Origin of the sequence: Glutamicibacter sp. JC586, assembly GCF_009805585.1 — a bacterium.
In the GTDB taxonomy this organism is placed as follows: Bacteria; Actinomycetota; Actinomycetes; order Actinomycetales; family Micrococcaceae; genus Glutamicibacter.
The window spans coordinates 261,785-279,922 of sequence record NZ_VHIN01000002.1; the positions used below are offsets into that span (position 1 = coordinate 261,785).

Consider the following 18,138-nt stretch of genomic DNA (forward strand, 5'->3'; position numbering starts at 1 on the left):
GGCATCAGCGTAAAAGCGAGATGCTAGAGGGACTCAGGAGTTGAAACATTCTCCGGTGCCCAAGGCCCAACCTTTTCGCGAGCCGGCATTGGCTTACCGTCAACCAGCTGACCTGCGTCGGCCAGATCGCCAACCTTGTGCACTCGAATGGAGTTGGTCGAGCCGGCCTGTCCTGGAGGCGAACCGGCCGCGATGCAGACGGTGTCGTTGACATCGGCCAGGCCTTCAGTCAACAATGCCTCATCTACCTGAGCGGTCATCTTGTCCGTGTGGTCTGCGTAGGCAACCAAACGTGCCTGAACTCCCCACATCAACGTCATGATGTTGTAGGTCTGCTGCAACGGGGTGAAAGCCAAAACTGGCTTCTTTGGTCGCAAGCGTGAGAGGCGACGAGCCGAGTCACCGGACTGGGTGAACGCAACGATGTACTTTGCGTCGACCTGATCGGCGATTTCTACTGCTGCACGAGTGATAGCGCCACCGGTGGTCTTAGGCTTGGAGCCCAAGCGTGGGATGCGTTCCAAACCATGCTCTTCGGTGGAAGAGATGATGCGGGACATGGTTTCCACGGTTTCAACTGGGTAAGCACCCACCGAGGTCTCCCCCGAAAGCATGACTGCGTCGGCACCGTCGAGCACGGCGTTGGCGCAGTCGGAGGCTTCTGCACGGGTAGGAGTTGGCGACTCAATCATCGACTCAAGCACCTGAGTAGCGACAATCACGGGCTTAGCCCAGCGACGTGCCAGCTCAACGGCGCGCTTCTGCACCACTGGAACTTCTTCCAACGGCAGCTCTACGCCCAAGTCACCACGGGCAACCATGATGGAATCAAACGCGTCGATGATTTCTTCCAGAGCTGCCACTGCCTGTGGCTTCTCGATCTTCGCGATCACTGGAACACGTCGACCTTCTTCGTCCATGATCTCGTGAACGCGGGAGATGTCTTCTGCGTTGCGCACGAAGGAGAGTGCAACCATGTCGATGCCGGCGCGCAGCGCCCAGCGCAGATCGTCCTCATCCTTCTCGCTCAACGCAGGAACATTCACCGCAACACCAGGTAGGTTAATGCCCTTGTTGTTGGAGACTTCGCCGCCGACGACAACCTCGGAACGCACCGAGGTGGCATCTACAGATACTGCCTTGAGCTTCACTTTGCCGTCGTTGATCAGCAGGAAGTCCCCCGGCTTTACGTCTTCTGGCAGTCCCTTGAACGTGGTCGAGCACAGGTTTCGGGTGCCCTCTACGTCGTCGATGGTGATGGTGAATTCTTCGCCGACCTCAAGGATGTACTTTGCGTTGTCCTTGAAGCGGCCCAGACGAATCTTGGGGCCCTGCAGGTCAGCAAAGATGCCGACCGCGCGGCCGATCTCTGCCGCTGCGTTGCGCACATTCGCCAACGATTGTGCGTGCATGGAGTGGTCTCCATGGCTCATGTTCAGGCGTGCGACGTCTACGCCCGCATTTAGTACCGCTACAGTGTTTTCGTAGCTTGCTAGGGCTGGTCCCCAGGTCGCTACAATCTTTGCGCGTCTCATTCCGTCAGCCAAATGCCTTTCTTGTCCACGCAGGCAAAATGCGGCCCATCCACTTCGGGATGCGCCGCATTTAAGCCTACGTCACTCAAATGATGCTGATGGCTCTATCGGTTGGAGCGACCGGTGCTGGAAGAATCGTCGTGCCCATGAGGAACTTATCGACCGAGGCGGCGCAAGCGCGACCTTCAGCGATAGCCCACACGATCAGCGACTGCCCCCGACCGGCATCTCCGGCGACGAACACCGATTCGGTATTCGTCATGTAGTAGCCATCTCGGGCGACGTTGCCCCGGTTGTCGAATTCGATACTGACCTGTTCGTCCAGGCCGGAAGCTTCCGGTCCAGTGAACCCGAGGGCGAGCAAAACCAGATCCGCTTTGATTACGCGTTCGGTTCCAGGCTTCGGGAGGCGCTTGCCAGCAACAAATTCTGTCTCTGCAACTGTAACACCGATCACCTTATTCTGCTCAGTTCCCTCACCATTGACAAAGTTCACAGTAGAAGCAAGGTAGGTACGTTCCCCGCCTTCTTCGTGCGAAGATTGCACCTCAAAGAGCACAGGCATCATCGGCCACGGGTGAATCTCGCTACGCTCAGTGCCCGGCTGCTTGCCGATCGCCAGGGTCGTGACACTGGCAGCACCCTGGCGCAGAGCGGTACCGATGCAGTCCGAACCGGTGTCACCGCCGCCAAGGACCACAACGTGCTTGCCCTTAGCATCGATGGTGCGTTCGCTGGAAGTACCGGCAACAACGCGGTTGTTATCGGTGAGGAATTCCATGGCGTGGTGTACGCCTTCCAACTGATTACCTGGGATTGGTAGTTCGCGTGGAACGGTAGCACCGGTAGCAACGATCACCGCGTCATAGTCGCGGCGTAGCTGTTCCCAGGTGATGTCTTTACCAATTTCGATGCCGGTGCGGAAGATCGTGCCTTCCTCACGCATCTGAGCCAGACGCAGATCGATGACCTGCTTTTCCAATTTGAAGTCAGGAATGCCAAAGCGCAACAGACCGCCGATGGCTTCGTCGCGCTCGTACACGGCCACCGTATGACCGGCCCGAGTCAGCTGCTGTGCGGCAGCCAACCCGGCGGGACCGGAGCCAACAATGGCCACGCGGTGTTCGGTGTGACGTGCTGGCGGAGCAGGGACAAAGTCGCCCTGGTCCATCAGATGTCCGGCCAGTTCGGCTTCGACCTGCTTGATGGTCACGGCAGGCTGGTTGATTCCCAGCACACATGAGGACTCACAAGGGGCCGGGCACAGCTTTCCGGTAAGCTCCGGGAAGTTATTCGTGGACAGCAGTCGGGCTGCTGCTTCATCCTTCTGGCCACGGTAGGTCAGGTCGTTGAACTCCGGAATCAGGTTACCCAGCGGGCAGCCCTGATGGCAGAACGGAATACCGCAGTCCATACAACGCGAGGCCTGCTGCTGCAGGGTCCCGTCTTTCTGGCGTTCGACGACCTCTTTGTAGTCCATCAATCGCACCGGTACCGGGCGCTTGGGTTGGGTGACGCGCTCGGTCACCTTCAGGAATCCGCGTGGATCAGCCACGGGTCACCTCCAAAATCTTGTTCCATACCTGTGGCGAATCAGGGTTCTGCCCGTTAGCTTCCGCTTCACTACGCACCTGCTGCACCGCTGCGAAGTCGCGCGGGGTGATGCTGGTGATGCGGGTGCGGGTTTCTTCCCAGTTCAGCACGAGGCGCTGCGCCAGTGGCGAAGCAGTTTGTGCGATGTGCTCGGTGAGCAGTTCGTGAATGCGCTGTGCCTCGGCATCGGAGACGGGGTTGATCAACAGATCGCCCTGGCTGGCGGCCAATGGGTTGATCTTGTCCGTATCAAAGTCCACGACCCAGGCGACACCACCGGAGAAGCCGGCGCCGAAGTTACGCCCGGTTTCGCCCAGAATCAGAACTTCACCACCGGTCATGTACTCGCAACCATGTTCGCCAATGCCTTCGGTGACGATGCTTGCCCCGGAGTTACGCACCGCGAAGCGCTCGCCCACCATACCGTTGATGAACATCGAACCGCTGGTGGCACCGTAGCCCACAACGTTACCGGCGATTACCTGCTGCTCAGGGTTCGAGGTAGTGGTTTTTGGTGGGTGGATGACGATCTTGCCGCCCGATAGGCCCTTACCGACGTAGTCGTTCGCGTCGCCATCAAGGCTGAGCGTAATGCCCGCGGGCAGGAACGCACCGAGCGACTGACCGGCACGGCCTGCAAGGTTTACCGTGATGGTGTTCTCATCCAAGGTCTCCAGTGCGAAGGTCTTGGTGACATGGTGACCCAACAAGGTGCCCACCGAGCGGTCGGTGTTCACGATGTCTGCGTCGATGGTGACCGGGATACGATCAGCCAACGCAGGCGCGGCAGCAGCCAACAGACGCTGGTCAAGGTGTGCATCCAGCCCGTGATCTTGGAAAATACGGCGACGACGCGCAGCAACTTCTACCGCTGGCTCGTGGGTGATGGCCTGAAGGGCCAACCCAGTCACCTTACGGTGTGCACCAATTTGCTCGGCATCTGTTTCTAGCAATTCAACGCGGCCGATCACTTCATCCAAGGTACGAGCCCCCAGCGAAGCGAGCAGTTCGCGCACCTCTTGAGCAATGAACTCGAAGAAGTTCACCACAAATTCGGCCTTGCCGCTGAAGCGCTCACGCAACACAGGGTTCTGCGTCGCGACGCCCACTGGGCAGGTGTCTAGGTGGCATACGCGCATCATGATGCAGCCCGAAACCACCAGTGGGGCGGTGGCAAAACCGAATTCCTCGGCACCAAGCAGGGCGCCGATCAGCACGTCACGGCCGGTCTTGAGCTGGCCATCGACCTGCACGGTGACACGGTCACGCAAACCATTAAGGATCAGCGTCTGCTGTGCCTCAGCTAGGCCGAGCTCCCATGGAGTGCCAGCGTGCTTGAGCGAGTTCATTGGCGACGCGCCGGTACCACCATCGTGACCGGAAATCAGTACCACGTCGGCCTTGGCCTTAGCCACGCCGGCAGCCACGGTACCGATCCCGGACTCGGAGACCAGCTTCACGTGCACGCGCGCGCTCGGGTTGGAGCACTTCGCGTCGTGAATCAGCTGAGCCAGGTCCTCGATGGAGTAGATATCGTGGTGTGGAGGCGGGGAAATCAGGCCAACACCCGGGGTGGAGTGACGAGTCTTGGCCACCCATGGGTAGAGCTTCTGGCTCATCAGCTGGCCACCCTCGCCTGGCTTTGCGCCCTGAGCCATTTTGATCTGGATGTCATCGGCGTTGGACAGGTACAAGCTGGTCACGCCGAAGCGGCCCGAAGCGATTTGCTTAACTGCGCTACGACGCTCGGGATCGAGTAGACGCTCAGGATCCTCGCCGCCCTCACCGGTGTTGGACTTGCCACCCAGCCGGTTCATTGCGATCGCCAGGGTCTCGTGAGCCTCGGCGGAAATCGAACCGTAGCTCATCGCACCGGTAGCAAAACGCTTGACGATTTCGGAGACCGGCTCCACCTCATCAATGTCGATCGGGGTAATACCCTCGGTCTTGAACTTGAGCAATCCACGTAGCGTCTTGAGCTCTGCGGCCTGATCGTCCACTGCCTTGGTGTACTCCTTGAACACGTCGTAGCGACGGGTACGAGTGGAGTGCTGCAGGCGGAAGACGGTCTGCGGGTCAAATAGGTGCGGCGGGCCGGAGCGACGCCACTGGTATTCGCCACCGGTTTCCAGTTCATTGCCCTGGGAACTGCCGTCGATCTCTGGGTAGGCACGAGCGTGACGTTCGGCAGCCTCGGCGGCCACCACATCCAGTTCGATGCCCGAGAGTTTAGTGGTGGTACCGGTGAAGTACTGATCGACCACGCGCTGAGATAGGCCTACAGCTTCGAAGGTCTGTGCACCGCAGTAGCTGGAGACCGTGGAGATGCCCATTTTGGACATGATCTTCAGTACGCCCTTGCCCAGCGCCTTACGCAGGTTAGTGCTAGCGGTGGCGCCGTCGACGCCCGGCAGCTGGCCCTCTTCAGCCATCTGCTCCACGGATTCCAAAGCAAGGTAGGGGTTGATCGCGGCAGCGCCGTAACCAATGAGTACCGCAATGTGGTGCACTTCGCGGGCGTCGCCGGATTCGATGATCAGCGAGGCGCGGGTACGGTTTGAGCTCTTGAGCAGGTGGTGGTGGACCGCGCTGGTCAGCAGCAACGAAGGGATCGGAGCCCAAGCGGCCGAAGAATCGCGATCGGAGAGCACAATGTAACGCACTCCACGGTTCACCGCGGCTGAAACCTTCTCGCAGATTTCCTGCAGGCGTGCACGCAGTTCTGATTCGCCACCGGCCGGACGGTACAAACCGCGAACCTTCAGCGAGAGCTTGGAACCAGCATCGTCGCGCAGGTTCACGATCTTAGCCAACTGGTCGTTGGTCAACACCGGGTAGTCCAGGGCGATCTGCGACTGCGGAACCTTCTCCAGGCTCAACAAGTTGCCATCTGGTCCGATGGTGGTGCGCATCGAGGTGACCAATTCTTCACGGATGGCATCCAGTGGCGGGTTGGTGACCTGTGCGAAGGACTGGGTGAAGTAGTCGAAGAGCAGGCGCTGGCGATCGGCCAGGGCGGCGATCGGCGTATCGGTTCCCATGGCGGCCAGCGGCTCGGCGCCGGTGGTGGCCATCGGCGCAAGCAAGATGCGCAACTCTTCGGTGGTGTATCCGAAGGTGAGCTGGCGCAGCAGCACGGAGGCCGAGTTGTGGCGTACGTGTTCCAGATCTGGGAAGTCCTCGAGGGTCTTCATGTTCTGCGAAACCCATTCGCGCCATGGCTTAGCCGAAGCGACCTCGGCCTTGATTTCGGAGTCTTCCACGATGCGTCCGGCATTTAAGTCAACGGCGAACATCTTGCCCGGTGCCACACGTCCCTTGGAGACTATGTGCTCTTCTGCCACGTCGATCACGCCGACCTCACTGGCCAGTACTACCAGGTCGTCGTCGGTGACCCACCAGCGAGCTGGGCGCAGACCATTACGGTCCAGCACCGCGCCAGCCATCTGGCCATCGGTGAAGCACACTGCTGCCGGACCGTCCCATGGCTCGATCAGCATCGAGTGGTACTGGTAGAAGGCGCGCAGATCGGCGTCCATCTGGGTGTCGTTTTCCCACGGCTGCGGGATCATCATCATGATCGCTTCGGTGACGTTGCGCCCCGAAAGCATTAGCATTTCGGCGACCTCATCGAAGGAGGCGGAGTCCGAAGCACCTGGGGTGCAGATCGGGAACAACTCTTCCGGGACCTCACCGAGCAGCGTGGAGTCCAATGTGGACTGGCGTGCGCGCATCCAGTTGCGGTTACCCTTGACCGTGTTAATCTCGCCGTTGTGCGCGATGGTGCGGAATGGCTGGGCCAGTGGCCACGAAGGGAAAGTGTTTGTGGAGAAGCGGGAGTGCACGATCGCGCAACGGCTGGCGAAGCCGGTGTCCGAGAGATCTGGGTAAAACGGTTCGAGCTGCGCGGTCGAGACCATGCCCTTGTATACGATGGACTGCGCGGAGAAGGACGCAAAGTAGATGCCCATTTTATTGTGTGCGCGTCGGCGAATACGCCATGCCGCGGCGTCCAGTTCGCGGCTACTCAAGGCCGGGGCACCGGCAGGACCGGAAACGAAGAACTGGGTAATGTACGGCATGACCTTGCGGGCCGAGGCACCGAGCACCGACGCGTCAACTGGAACTTCACGCCAGCCGAGCACCGAAAGGTTCTCTTCTAGCGCTAGGGCCTCAAGTTCAGCTTGAGCGAACTCGCGCTCTTTGGTTTCAGCGGGCAAAAAGCCCATACCCACGGCATATGCGCCGGCAGCAGGCAACGGGAAATTGGTTGCGCTACGCAGGAAAGCGTCTGGCATATGCAACAGGATTCCTGCACCGTCACCGGTGCCTTCGTCAGCGCCGATGGCGCCGCGGTGTTCTAGACGGCGTAGCGCAGTGAGTGCGTGCCCGACGATCTCGTGGCTAGAAACATTCTTCAGCGAGGCGATCATGGCCAGACCGCAGGCATCTTTTTCGCCAGCAGGATCATAGAGGCCCTGGGCGCTAGGCAGTGCTGAGAAGCGTGTATATGGCGAGAGGACTGCCTCGCCGGAGCCTGGCGAGGCGTTCAGTGGGACTCCGGTCATGCTCATGAGCGTGCCTTTCTGTGGTTCATGCAGGACGGGCGCGCCGAACCCTTTGCTCGTGAGGATTATTCCTTAAAAGGGCGACCGGCCGCCTTGATGTTTCGTCAACCTGAAACTACCTACGTGTCTCGGGCGGGGTATGCCTGCGCGTCGAAGTTTCAGAGAGGAACATTTCCCACCTCATTGTGGTGCTGCATCGCAGGTCCGCTCCAGGGGGTTGAGGGTCCTTCTACGATGCCAACATCACACGTTACGCAATTTTTGTTTCTCAAGAGCGACCGTTTATGTTTCGAAAATGTTAAACACTGGGGTCCACGCCACACTGAGGGCAAGCCCAGAAGTTTCGCTGGGAGCCTAAAACCCGTTGTTGTCTACTAATTTTCGGGTGTGAGCTATGTTTCAAACATGTTGCCGGCGCTTTTCGCTACCATCTAAAAATTGGGCCTCAATTTTTTGCCAGATTTCGCCATACTTCACTTGTAGCGCGTCATGAAACCGCTGATCGAAGTTTGGCGTCGGTAAACGGTATGGCTGTGGCCGGCAAGTCAGGTTGCTTGCCGGCCACGTGATGGTGCCAAGAGTTCGAACATCGCAGCACTCGGGCTACTTCAGTTCTTCGCCTCCATGTTTCTGTTCAGCCTGTGCCGCTTCCCCTGTCTGATCGGCTGTGCCGTGATCTGCCGGGCTTAGTTCTTCTGCCTGTGGCTTCCGGCCCGGAAGGAAGAACGTATCAACTTGCTGTGGCCGGAATTTTTTGAGCACGAGTGCCAGCGCGATCGCCCCGGCGATCACGAGTCCAATGGCGAGCCACTGATGAACACGAAGACCCAGTGGTCCGATGTGGATGATTTCAGCCGGATCCAGTCGCAAGGACTCGGTGAAGGTTCGACCGATGCCGTACCAAATCATGTAGCAGCAGAACAGCGCCCCGCGACGAAGCTTAAACTTGCGATCGAGCGCGATCAGGACCAACGCGCCCAGCACGTTCCACAGTGACTCGTACAAGAAGGTCGGATGAAAGAGCGTGTCGGCAGGAAGCCCCGCGGGGAAGTTGTAGCTGTTCGGGTCGATCTCAAGCCCCCAGGGCAAGGTGGTTGGTGAACCAAAAAGTTCCTGGTTAAACCAGTTACCCCAACGCCCAATGCCCTGAGCAATCAGCAACCCCGGCACAGCCGCGTCAGCAAATGCTGACAGGCGCACACCGGTGCGACGACAGCCAATCCAGGCCCCGAGGGCGCCCAGAGACACCGCGCCCATGATGCCCAGACCGCCGAGCCACAACTGTGGAATTTCGGCCCAGTGTGCTGACTGACCGCCCAACCCAAAGTAGTACATCGGGTCGGTAATCAACACATGGTAGAGACGGCCACCGATAATGCCGAAGGGGATCGCCCAAATGGCAATGTCCCAGAGCATGTCCGAGTTACCGCCGCGGGCCTGCATGCGCTTATTGGTCAACCACAGGGCAATAAGAATGCCCAGCAGAATGCACAGCGCGTAGGCGTGAATGGTCAGCGGGCCGATGCTAAACTTCGAAAATTCCGCCGGTGGCGACGGAATGGAGGCTGGCACTGCAAGTGCCAGCTGCGTTGCTAATGACATTAGGCCCGTCCGCTAAGTTGTGCGGCGAGTTCTGCCACGGCCGGTACTCCCCCGTCGCGTAGGGCAGCAACCAAGGCGGTGCCAACAATCACGCCATCGGCGTAGGCTCCGATCTCTTCCACGTGCTCACGGCGCGAGACACCCAAACCAACGCAGGCATTTTCTGCTCCGGCCTTGTGGGCGGCGTCGACTACGGCTTGTGCCGCCGAGGACACCGAAGAACGAGCTCCGGTGACACCCATCAGCGAAACGCAGTACACGAAGCCGCTGGAGGCGTCCACGGTGCTGAGCACTCGGGCTTCAGATGAGGACGGCGCGATCAAGAATACGCGTTCCAGATCGTACTTGGTGCTCGCTTCGATCCACTCGCCGGCTTCATCAGGCACAAGATCTGGGGTGATCAGCCCCGCTCCGCCGGCTTCGGCAAAGCGACGCGAGAACTCGTCCACGCCCATCCGCAGTACCGGGTTCCAGTAGGTCATAACCATCACGGCCACGTCGGTGCGTTGGGTAATTCCACGCACGATGTCAAAAATCTGCGCAACCTTAAAGCCGTTGGCCAAGGAATGCACGGTGGCTTCCTGAATGACCTGACCATCCATCACCGGATCGGAGTATGGAATTCCGATCTCGATAATGTCCACACCATTTTCCGCCAGCGCCACGGCTGCTTCAATGCTGGTCTGTACATCTGGGAAGCCGGCAGGCAGGTAGCCAATTAGGGCTGGGCGGCCTTCTGCACGAGCAGCGGCGATCTTCTCGGCACTCATCACACGGGTCATTTACTTCTCCTCGGAGTTCTGCGAGCCGGAGTTCTGCGAATTGGCCACGTTGATTTCAGCTTCAGCGTCTTTTTCGTCGATCATGTTGAACCAGGCGGCGGCGGTTCCCACGTCCTTATCCCCTCGGCCGGACAGGTTGGCGATGATGATGGTTTCCTCTGGGTTCACCCCTTCGGCGACCTTGCGCTGGGCCACACGGATGGTGCCTGCCAGGGCGTGGGCGGACTCGATCGCCGGCAAAATGCCTTCGGTGCGGCACAGCGCCTTAAAGGCATCCATCGCTTCGGTATCGGTTACCGGCTCGTAGCTCACGCGACCGATGTCCGAAAGATAAGCGTGCTCCGGGCCCACACCTGGGTAGTCCAGGCCAGCGGAGATGGAGTGCGATTCGACGGTCTGGCCGTCTTCGTCCTGCATCAGGTAGGACTTTGCCCCATGCAGTACCCCGGGACGACCCAGCGTGATGGTGGCCGCGTGGCGGTCGGTATCAACACCGTCACCACCGGCCTCAAAGCCGTAAATTTCGACCGAAGGGTCATCAAGGAAACCATGGAAGATGCCGATCGCGTTCGATCCGCCGCCAATACAGGCGGTCACCGCATCGGGCAGGCGACCGGTCTGCGCGAGAATCTGTTCGCGGGCCTCGTCGCCGATCACCTCGTGGAAGTAACGAACCATGGCAGGGAACGGTGCGCCACCGGCGGCGGTTCCCAGCAGGTAGTGGGTGTTTTCAACGTTGGCGACCCAGTCGCGCAACGCCTCGTTAATCGCATCCTTCAGCGTCTGCGAGCCGACGGTTACCGGGATCACGGTGGCACCCAAGAGACGCATTCGCGCCACGTTCAGTGCCTGGCGACGGGTGTCTTCTGCACCCATGTACACCACGCACTCTAGGCCCATCAATGCGGCTGCAGTGGCCGAGGCAACACCGTGCTGCCCTGCGCCGGTTTCGGCGATGATACGCGTCTTGCCCATGCGCTTGGCCAACAAAGCCTGACCGAGCACGTTGTTGATCTTGTGGCTGCCGGTGTGGTTCAGGTCTTCACGCTTGAGGAAGATCCGTACCCCGCCGCAGTACTCCTGCGAGAAACGCTTAGCTTCGGTGAGCAGCGATGGTCGACCGGAGTAATTCTTGTTGAGGTCTTTGACCTCGGCGATGAATTCTGGGTCGTTCTTGGCGGCTTCAAAGGTCTCGTTCAACTCGTCCATGGCGGCCATCAACGATTCAGGCATCCATCGTCCACCATAAGCTCCAAAGTAAGGGCCACTGGCGTGCCTGAGCGACTGTGCATCGATTGACTGGCTTAGCTCGGAATTCTCCGGGGTGCTCATCGATTCCCTCTTTTCTTGAACGAAACTTGATTCGTGGTATGTTTCGTGCCCCGCCGGAAGATCCAGCGGGGCACGAGAAAGTTAGTGCTGGTTGCCCCCGCGCTGTGCTTAGCGTTGCGGTTTGGCTTGGGTTCCAGCGGTGATGAATTCGGCGACGGTGGCTCGCGGGTCCGCGTGTTTCACCAGCGCTTCACCCACCAAGATCGCATCGGCGCCAGCGCCGGCATACTGCCTTACCTGATCGGCTGATTCAACTCCGGATTCTGCCACAATCACTGCCTCGGCAGGGATCAAGGGAGCAAGTTTGCCAAAGGTCGCTGGGTCGACGTCGAGCGTCTTCAAATTACGCACGTTCACGCCGATGATTTTTGCGCCGACCTTCAGTGCCCGTGCAATTTCCTCTTCGGTGTGCGTCTCCACCAAAGCGTTCATGCCCAACTGATGTGTCAGGTCCAAAAACTCGGCCAGTTGCCGATCATCGAGGGCCGCCACGATGAGCAAGATCAGGTCCGCACCGTGGGCGCGGGCCTCGTAGATCTGGTACTCATCGACGGTGAAGTCTTTACGCAGTACCGGGATCTGCACCTTAGCGCGCACCGCGTCCAAATCAGCGAGTGACCCGCCAAATCGTCGCGCTTCGGTCAGCACCGAAATGACCGAGGCGCCTCCGGCTTCATATTCCGCTGCGAGCACTGCAGGCTCGGCGATATCAGCCAAGGCACCTTTGGACGGCGACTTGCGCTTCACTTCGGAAATAACCCGCAGGGTGGTGTCTCGCGAGCTGGGCTGCGCCGAACCGCCTAGTGCTGCAAAGGCGTCCACTGCCGGGGCAGCCTGCGCAGCGGCAGTTTTGACCGAGGCTAGATCGGTGATTGCGCGACGGGCGCCCAGGTCTTCCCGGACGCCCGCGATGATGTCATCAAGAACGCTCAATTTAGTGTGCTGCTCCGCTACGGGCGCCACCAACACCAAAACCAGCTGCCTTCAAGATGGCGCCAGCGATCAGGCCCAAGATGACAATGCCGCAGCCGACCCAGACAATTGGCCATGCTAGGTAAGCGAAAGCAATGCCGCCTACAACGAAACCTACGGTCATGATCAGCACGCAGCTCCACGCTGCAATGGAGTTACCGTGGCCAATCTCTTCGGTGTATACCGGATCGATCTCGGTGTTCTGCGACATGTCTCGCGTTCTCCTCATGTTTGTTACTGCGTCGTTGATGGGCCATTAAGCCCGCGACGTATCTCTTCAAAAACTATTCTGCCATCTGTGCCCGGTCACATCCTATTTACCCGGGCTTTCGTTTCGCTTCGGTGGCGCGAATCACCGCCGAAAATTACGAACGCGGCTCAGATGTTGGGTCTTCGCCGGCCGAAAGCTGCTCCCAGCTAGCGATGTTGCGCGAAGAATCGTCGTTGGCCACCGGCGCCTTTTTTGCGGCCTGACGATCGTACTTACTCGCTTTAGTGGGCCAGCGCGAGGCGAAGACGAAGATCAGCACCGCTTGCAGGGCGATGATCGCGCCGCCTACGATCGCTACCGCCGGCCACGCAGTCACCGAGTAGTCGCCGGCATTTTGGGCTAATCCCGTGGCCTCTGACACCGCTGTTGCCGCCACAGACTGCGGGTCAGCCAACGCGCCTACCCCGGCAGCGATCGACGCGGCCCCAGCCAATAGGCTGAGCCCGCCAATAATGTAGCGCGAAACTTTACCGGCAATCAGTAGTGCCAAGGATCCGGCCAACACCACCACTGCGACCGCGGTAACCGAAGCTGCTGCGTCGGCCCCGTCGATCACTACTTGCGGGATTTGTACCGAGGTCGCTTTCACGTCCACGGTGATCCAAGTGCGTGTGGCCGACCAGAAGCCGAGCAACGCGCCAAGGACACCGAGCAGGGCAAGATAGCGGGCGCTGGTTAGTTTTTTCACTTGCTTTCACCTAGTTCGGTGTTGATGGTGTGCGCATCATGCATCGACTGGGCAGCCCAGACGGCGCGCAATGGTGCGGCGGCTTTGTTGACGGTTTCCAGTGCTTCGTCTTCAAACTTTGAGTCGTTCACGATGCCGCCACCGGCCTGAACGTAGGCTCGTCCGCCTTTGAGCAAGGCCGATCGAATAGCGATGGCCATATCCATATCGCCGGCAAAGTCGAGGTAGCCAACGACGCCACCATAAATGCCGCGTCGGTATGGCTCGTACTCATCAAGTAATTGCAACGCACGGGGCTTGGGCGCTCCGGAAAGGGTTCCTGCCGGGAAGGTGGCCGCCAGCACGTCATAGGCGTCGATGTCCGCACGGGTTTTGCCTACCACGTTGGAGACGAGATGCATGATGTGGCTGAAGCGTTCAACCTCCATAAACTGGGTGACCTCTACGGTACCGGCCTGGCAGACCCGGGACAGATCATTGCGTGAAAGATCGACCAACATCAGATGCTCGGCGCGTTCCTTCTCATCGTTGATCAGCGACTTCTCAAAAAGCTGGTCATCTTCGTAGTTGGCACCGCGCGGACGAGAGCCGGCAATCGGGTGGGTGACGACATGCGAATCGTTGACCGTCACCAATGCTTCTGGAGAGGACCCAACAATCTCGAACGCTTCGCCGTCTTCGTTCTCAAAGTTGAACAGGTACATATACGGGCTGGGGTTGGTCGCCCGCAGCACCCGGTAGACGTCTAACGCTGAGGCCTGAGTTTCTAGCTCAAAACGTCGTGAAACCACGATCTGGAAAACTTCACCGTCGACGATCGCGGTTTTGGATTTGGCCAGGGCATCCAGGTATTCGTTTTCGGCCCACGAATGAGTAACCGCATCCATCAGTGTCTCGCGGGCAACATCGGTACCAGAGAGTACCGAGGCGGTAGCTTCCACCGGCTGCCCGAGCTGGTCGAGCATCGCCTGCAGGCGGGCTACCGCTGAGTCGTAGGCCTGGTCAACGTTGTTGTCGCTTCCATCAAAGTTGATGGCGTTGGCAATCAACGTCACCGTGCCCTCAGCCGAATCAAGCGCCGCCATATCAGCCACAAGGTTCATGCTCAGTTCAGGCAGCTTCAGGTCATCAACGGGAGGCGCAGGCAGCTTCTCCCAGTGTCGCACGCAGTCCCAACCAACAAAGCCGACCATGCCACCGGTCAGCGGAGGCATACCCGCAACGGGTTCAGTCTTCAGCGCACGCACGGTATCGCGCAAAACTTCAACGCCGATGCCACCGTTGGGCAGACCCTCGGGGGCATGGCCCTGCCAGTAGGCTTCTCCCCCGCGGGTGCTCAGGGTTGCCGGCGAATTCACGCCGATGAACGAGTAGCGGCTCCACACCCCGCCCGGGGCTGCGGATTCCATCAAGAAGGTGCCAGGTCGGCCCTGAGCGAGAGTGCGGTAGAGGCCAATAGGGGTCAACGAGTCAGCCAGCACCGTGATCGTTACGGGAATAACGCGTCGGTCGATAGCCATCGTGCGGAATTGTTCGCGCGAAAGGGAAATTTTGCCCAAAGTTTTCATCAGTGTTCTTCTTCTACGTATTTAGCCGGCCGGTGCGGTGTTTTTATTCCGGGCGGTGTCCGATAACCGCGTCGAGGGCGCGGTCGGTGAAGCAGGATTCGGTTCCGGTGTGGCAGGCTGCGCCCACTTGATCCACCTGTACGAGCAGTGCGTCGCCATCGCAGTCCAAGGCAACAGATTTGACGAACTGGTAATGCCCGGAGGTATCTCCCTTGCGCCAATACTCCTGGCGCGAGCGCGAGTAGAAGGTCACTCGTCCCGTGCTCAGAGTGCGTCGCAACGCCTCGTCGTCCATCCAACCAATCATGAGCACCTTGCCGGTGTCATATTGTTGTGCGATGGCCGCAACCAGTCCGTTGTCATCTCGCTTGAGCCGATCGGCGATCGCTGGATCCAGGCTTTGGGTTTCGGGGCTCAGATTCGAGCCGTCGTTAGAAGTAGACATCCCTCTTAGCATACTGGTTTCACCTGTGTTTCAGCGCCCCATGACGTACCGCTCTTAGACACATCGCAGGACTTAAGCGACACTGCTCGCGCGTTGCACAATTCAGTGCGCACTGCATGCTAGTTTCAGAAGTGATGCACTTAGTTCAAGCTTCCAGACTTGCGTTGGCCGAGACCCTGCTTGCCGCGGGCCCGACCGCCAACACTCTTTGTGACGGGTGGGAAACCCGTCACCTTGTCGCGCACCTCGTGATTCGCGAGCGATCGGCTCTCGCCGCTGGCGTAGTTTTTAAACCGCTCTCCAAAAAGCTTGACGCCAAGATCGAGGAACTGGCGGCCGCCGCGCAATCCCCGGAGGGCTATGCCGCGCTCATTCGCACCTTCCGGTCCGGGCCAGCTAAGTACTCCCCTTTTGCCATCGATAAGTTCGATCAGGCAGCCAATCTCTCTGAGTACTTCATTCACACCGAAGACGTACGACGTGCTCGCGGCCAGTGGGCACCGCGCGTCCTCGATAAGCAGTACACCGAGATGCTCTGGCAGAACCTCACACGTGCCTCGCGAATGCTCTTCCGCAAAGCGCCTGTTGGCATCATCCTCACCCGCCCCGATGGTCAGCGCCACGTTGCCAAGAAGGCCCCCAACGCAGTGTCGATCACTGGCCCTGTCACGGAACTGATGCTGTATGGATTCGGCCGCATCGATCAAAGCCTCGTACTCTTCGAAGGCGGAGAAACTGCGCTCGAAATCGTCAAGGGCTTCAAGCCTGGGCTTTAGTCTGCGTTCCATACGAACAGTCGCAACTCGACCACTGCGTAAATACTGTTAACCCGGAACTAGAAGTCATGCGATAAAAGCTTCGAACTGTAGAGGCCGTAAACCTTGCGCTTTGTCACTAGGCCGTGCTTAACCACGTATTTCAGCGCACCAGTGAATATTCGTATAGCGAGCCCGAGTCGCTACCCTGCAATTCACCACAGGAAAATAACGGAGTCACAAATTCGCCAACCCCCAGTCGGATCAACGGTAGAACGCAACCGAGATAGAGTCCGAACCTACCTGCGCACTTTCGATAGGGTGAAAGTCGCAAGCAGCAGCTAGCCGTTCTAAGTGGTTATCCACGAGTTTGCTAGCTCCCCTACTCAACATCTGCGGAACAGAATAGTATTTGCTTCAATCTCAGATTCAAATTTGATGTTGGGCGGTAGCTTAATGCAGATCAGAAAAATCATCCTTCTGACCATTTGTTCCATCCTCGTGCTGTCAGCTTGCACAGGCCAACCAGCGGAGCCCCTGCCAACGAATAAAGAATCGACGGAAACGTCGACGGGAACATCAGAATCACCTTCCGCCACGCATGCCCCACCATCTTCATCGTATATACCTGGAAATGCGGAAGCCCCTGCACGCAACGTTCCATTTCCAACAATGCCGAAAAAGGCCCAGGAATTTTCCGAAGATGGCGCCGAAGCTTTCACGTTGTATTACTTCGATCTACTAAATTACGTGATTGACACCAGCGACGTTGCAGCGATGAAAAAACTTACTGAAGACGATTGCACAGTTTGCCACAAACAAATAATCAAAGAAGCCGAAAAAACCAAAAATGCTCATCGATGGCAGGTTGGAGGAAAACACCATCCTAAGGTTGTTGATTCCTATATATCAGGTAAAGATATTGCCATCGTAACGATGGCATACACGTCTGACGTGGGTAACGTTTATTCTGCCCCAAATACGGTTCACGAAAAGATAGTCAGGCAGGAGGATGCCCGGCTCGCTTTCGATTTGTCTTATGACAAAGGATGGACGGTTCACAAGATAATGGGGGCCGATTGATGAGAACCAAGACAAAACTACTAATGTCGGTAGCGGCATTCTTTCTTGCCACTTTAACGTCTCAAGGCGCTCCTGTTATGGCAAGCTACAAAGGGAGCATATCAATGAGCACGACGCTCAATGAGGACAAAGTCAAGGAACAGATCGTAAAGGAACAGAAAGAAGAACAAAAAGCTAGGACCAGGGACAAGCCTAATTCTGACTCAACGAAGAGCAAAGACCACACCCAGAAACGGCAACCGAGCAACCGAAATAAATATCATTTTCGGGATTATCAGACTTGCGTCCCCGGCACCGAGAACGTTAAAGGCTGCGATAGCAATCCCGATCAAAGCACTTGTCCCGACGGCACATATCCGATTAATCGCCAGCTTTTGGATACAAAGGGTCGTTTGGTCGACCAGTATCAATATTGCCCCGGAGATCCACCAAAAATGGAAATACCTGAAGATGGCCGGATCGAAGAAGCACCAAGAGCGATCATAATTACCGTCGAGAAGTTTCGCAGTTACCCGATCAAGGCTTCAAAGATACAGAGTTCTCCTAACAAGTTCTCGCTACGCAACGGGCACACTCATTTCTGGGCTAGTAAGGAAGTCCAAGAGTTCAAATCTGAGATTTCAGATCAAAATGTAAAGATCAAGGCGATCCCGATTCAGTGGAATTGGAAATATGGAGACGGCGCCAAGAGGAACCTAACTTTCCCTGGCGAGGCGATGCCGTCTCACACGCTGCACGATGAGACCAAAACCAGTCATTCCTACATCAAAACCGGAAAGTTCGGCGTCACCGTAACGACGCTCTACCGAGGCGAGTTCAGCGTTGATGGCGGTCCGTGGCAGGCGATTCCGGGACAGGCCGCGGTCCCGAGTAACTCATTGCCAATCGATGTTTGGCGTACCGAGAAAGAACTCATCGCCAACGATTAGTGCCCATGAAAAATG

General features: G+C 58.1%; 14 protein-coding genes. 3 read left to right on the forward strand and 11 right to left on the reverse strand.

Annotation, left to right across the window (positions count from 1 at the left end; all coding sequences use genetic code 11):
* Window positions 1–23: 23 nt before the first annotated feature.
* The 11 genes from pyk to hisI all read right to left on the reverse strand — a co-directional run bounded on the left by pyk (window position 24) and on the right by hisI (window position 15,356).
* Complete coding sequence (gene pyk / locus FJV47_RS01405; RefSeq protein WP_159609355.1) at window positions 24–1,535, reverse strand: pyruvate kinase; 1,512 nt, start codon at window positions 1,533–1,535, stop codon at window positions 24–26.
* Between the two features lie 85 nt (window positions 1,536–1,620).
* Window positions 1,621–3,090 (reverse strand): glutamate synthase subunit beta, encoded by a 1,470-nt coding sequence (locus FJV47_RS01410; protein ID WP_159609356.1) that lies wholly within the window; start codon window positions 3,088–3,090, stop codon window positions 1,621–1,623.
* A complete protein-coding gene (gene gltB / locus FJV47_RS01415; protein WP_159609357.1) occupies window positions 3,083–7,702 on the reverse strand; it encodes a glutamate synthase large subunit in 4,620 nt (1,539 codons plus the stop codon). Before gltB ends, FJV47_RS01410 begins: the two co-directional genes overlap by 8 nt.
* A gap of 597 nt (window positions 7,703–8,299) precedes the next feature.
* Window positions 8,300–9,298 carry a prolipoprotein diacylglyceryl transferase gene (lgt, locus tag FJV47_RS01420; protein ID WP_159609358.1) on the reverse strand — a complete coding sequence of 333 codons (999 nt, stop codon included), beginning with the start codon at window positions 9,296–9,298 and terminating at the stop codon, window positions 8,300–8,302.
* Window positions 9,298–10,080, reverse strand: a complete 783-nt coding sequence (trpA, locus tag FJV47_RS01425) for a tryptophan synthase subunit alpha (protein ID WP_159609359.1) — start codon at window positions 10,078–10,080, stop codon at window positions 9,298–9,300. The genes lgt and trpA overlap by 1 nt, the downstream gene beginning before the upstream one ends.
* Complete coding sequence (gene trpB, locus FJV47_RS01430) at window positions 10,081–11,412, reverse strand: tryptophan synthase subunit beta (protein WP_159609360.1); 1,332 nt, start codon at window positions 11,410–11,412, stop codon at window positions 10,081–10,083.
* Window positions 11,413–11,520: 108 nt separating this feature from the next.
* A complete protein-coding gene (gene trpC / locus FJV47_RS01435; RefSeq protein ID WP_159609361.1) occupies window positions 11,521–12,345 on the reverse strand; it encodes an indole-3-glycerol phosphate synthase TrpC in 825 nt (274 codons plus the stop codon).
* 1 nt (window position 12,346) lies between these two features.
* On the reverse strand, window positions 12,347–12,595 hold the full coding sequence (locus FJV47_RS01440; RefSeq protein WP_159609362.1) for an HGxxPAAW family protein: 249 nt from the start codon (window positions 12,593–12,595) through the stop codon (window positions 12,347–12,349).
* A 154-nt stretch (window positions 12,596–12,749) separates the two neighbouring features.
* Window positions 12,750–13,343 carry a Trp biosynthesis-associated membrane protein gene (locus FJV47_RS01445; protein ID WP_159609363.1) on the reverse strand — a complete coding sequence of 198 codons (594 nt, stop codon included), beginning with the start codon at window positions 13,341–13,343 and terminating at the stop codon, window positions 12,750–12,752.
* Window positions 13,340–14,911, reverse strand: a complete 1,572-nt coding sequence (locus FJV47_RS01450; protein WP_159609364.1) for an anthranilate synthase component I — start codon at window positions 14,909–14,911, stop codon at window positions 13,340–13,342. Before FJV47_RS01450 ends, FJV47_RS01445 begins: the two co-directional genes overlap by 4 nt.
* Before the next feature lie 43 nt (window positions 14,912–14,954).
* Window positions 14,955–15,356 (reverse strand): phosphoribosyl-AMP cyclohydrolase, encoded by a 402-nt coding sequence (hisI, locus tag FJV47_RS01455; RefSeq protein ID WP_159609365.1) that lies wholly within the window; start codon window positions 15,354–15,356, stop codon window positions 14,955–14,957.
* A gap of 116 nt (window positions 15,357–15,472) precedes the next feature.
* On the opposite strand from hisI, the gene FJV47_RS01460 reads away from it, so the two are divergent.
* The 3 genes from FJV47_RS01460 (at window position 15,473) to FJV47_RS01470 (ending at window position 18,123) form a co-directional block, all read left to right on the forward strand.
* Window positions 15,473–16,132 carry a TIGR03085 family metal-binding protein gene (locus tag FJV47_RS01460; protein ID WP_159609366.1) on the forward strand — a complete coding sequence of 220 codons (660 nt, stop codon included), beginning with the start codon at window positions 15,473–15,475 and terminating at the stop codon, window positions 16,130–16,132.
* 435 nt (window positions 16,133–16,567) lie between these two features.
* The gene (locus FJV47_RS01465; protein WP_159609367.1) at window positions 16,568–17,194 is read left to right on the forward strand and encodes a DUF6318 family protein; all 627 of its coding nucleotides are present in this window, start codon (window positions 16,568–16,570) and stop codon (window positions 17,192–17,194) included.
* A gap of 104 nt (window positions 17,195–17,298) precedes the next feature.
* Complete coding sequence (locus FJV47_RS01470) at window positions 17,299–18,123, forward strand: hypothetical protein (protein WP_159609368.1); 825 nt, start codon at window positions 17,299–17,301, stop codon at window positions 18,121–18,123.
* Window positions 18,124–18,138: the final 15 nt, after the last annotated feature.

Coding starts and splice junctions, on each gene's coding strand:
- pyk (WP_159609355.1), bottom strand. CDS start 1,535: ATGAGACGCGCAAAGATTGTAGCGACCTGGGGACCAGCCCTAGCAAGC.
- gltB (WP_159609357.1), bottom strand. CDS start 7,702: ATGAGCATGACCGGAGTCCCACTGAACGCCTCGCCAGGCTCCGGCGAG.
- lgt (WP_159609358.1), bottom strand. CDS start 9,298: ATGTCATTAGCAACGCAGCTGGCACTTGCAGTGCCAGCCTCCATTCCG.
- trpA (WP_159609359.1), bottom strand. CDS start 10,080: ATGACCCGTGTGATGAGTGCCGAGAAGATCGCCGCTGCTCGTGCAGAA.
- trpB (WP_159609360.1), bottom strand. CDS start 11,412: ATGAGCACCCCGGAGAATTCCGAGCTAAGCCAGTCAATCGATGCACAG.
- FJV47_RS01440 (WP_159609362.1), bottom strand. CDS start 12,595: ATGTCGCAGAACACCGAGATCGATCCGGTATACACCGAAGAGATTGGC.
- FJV47_RS01450 (WP_159609364.1), bottom strand. CDS start 14,911: ATGAAAACTTTGGGCAAAATTTCCCTTTCGCGCGAACAATTCCGCACG.
- hisI (WP_159609365.1), bottom strand. CDS start 15,356: ATGTCTACTTCTAACGACGGCTCGAATCTGAGCCCCGAAACCCAAAGC.
- FJV47_RS01460 (WP_159609366.1), top strand. CDS start 15,473: ATGCTAGTTTCAGAAGTGATGCACTTAGTTCAAGCTTCCAGACTTGCG.
- FJV47_RS01465 (WP_159609367.1), top strand. CDS start 16,568: ATGCAGATCAGAAAAATCATCCTTCTGACCATTTGTTCCATCCTCGTG.
- FJV47_RS01470 (WP_159609368.1), top strand. CDS start 17,299: ATGAGCACGACGCTCAATGAGGACAAAGTCAAGGAACAGATCGTAAAG.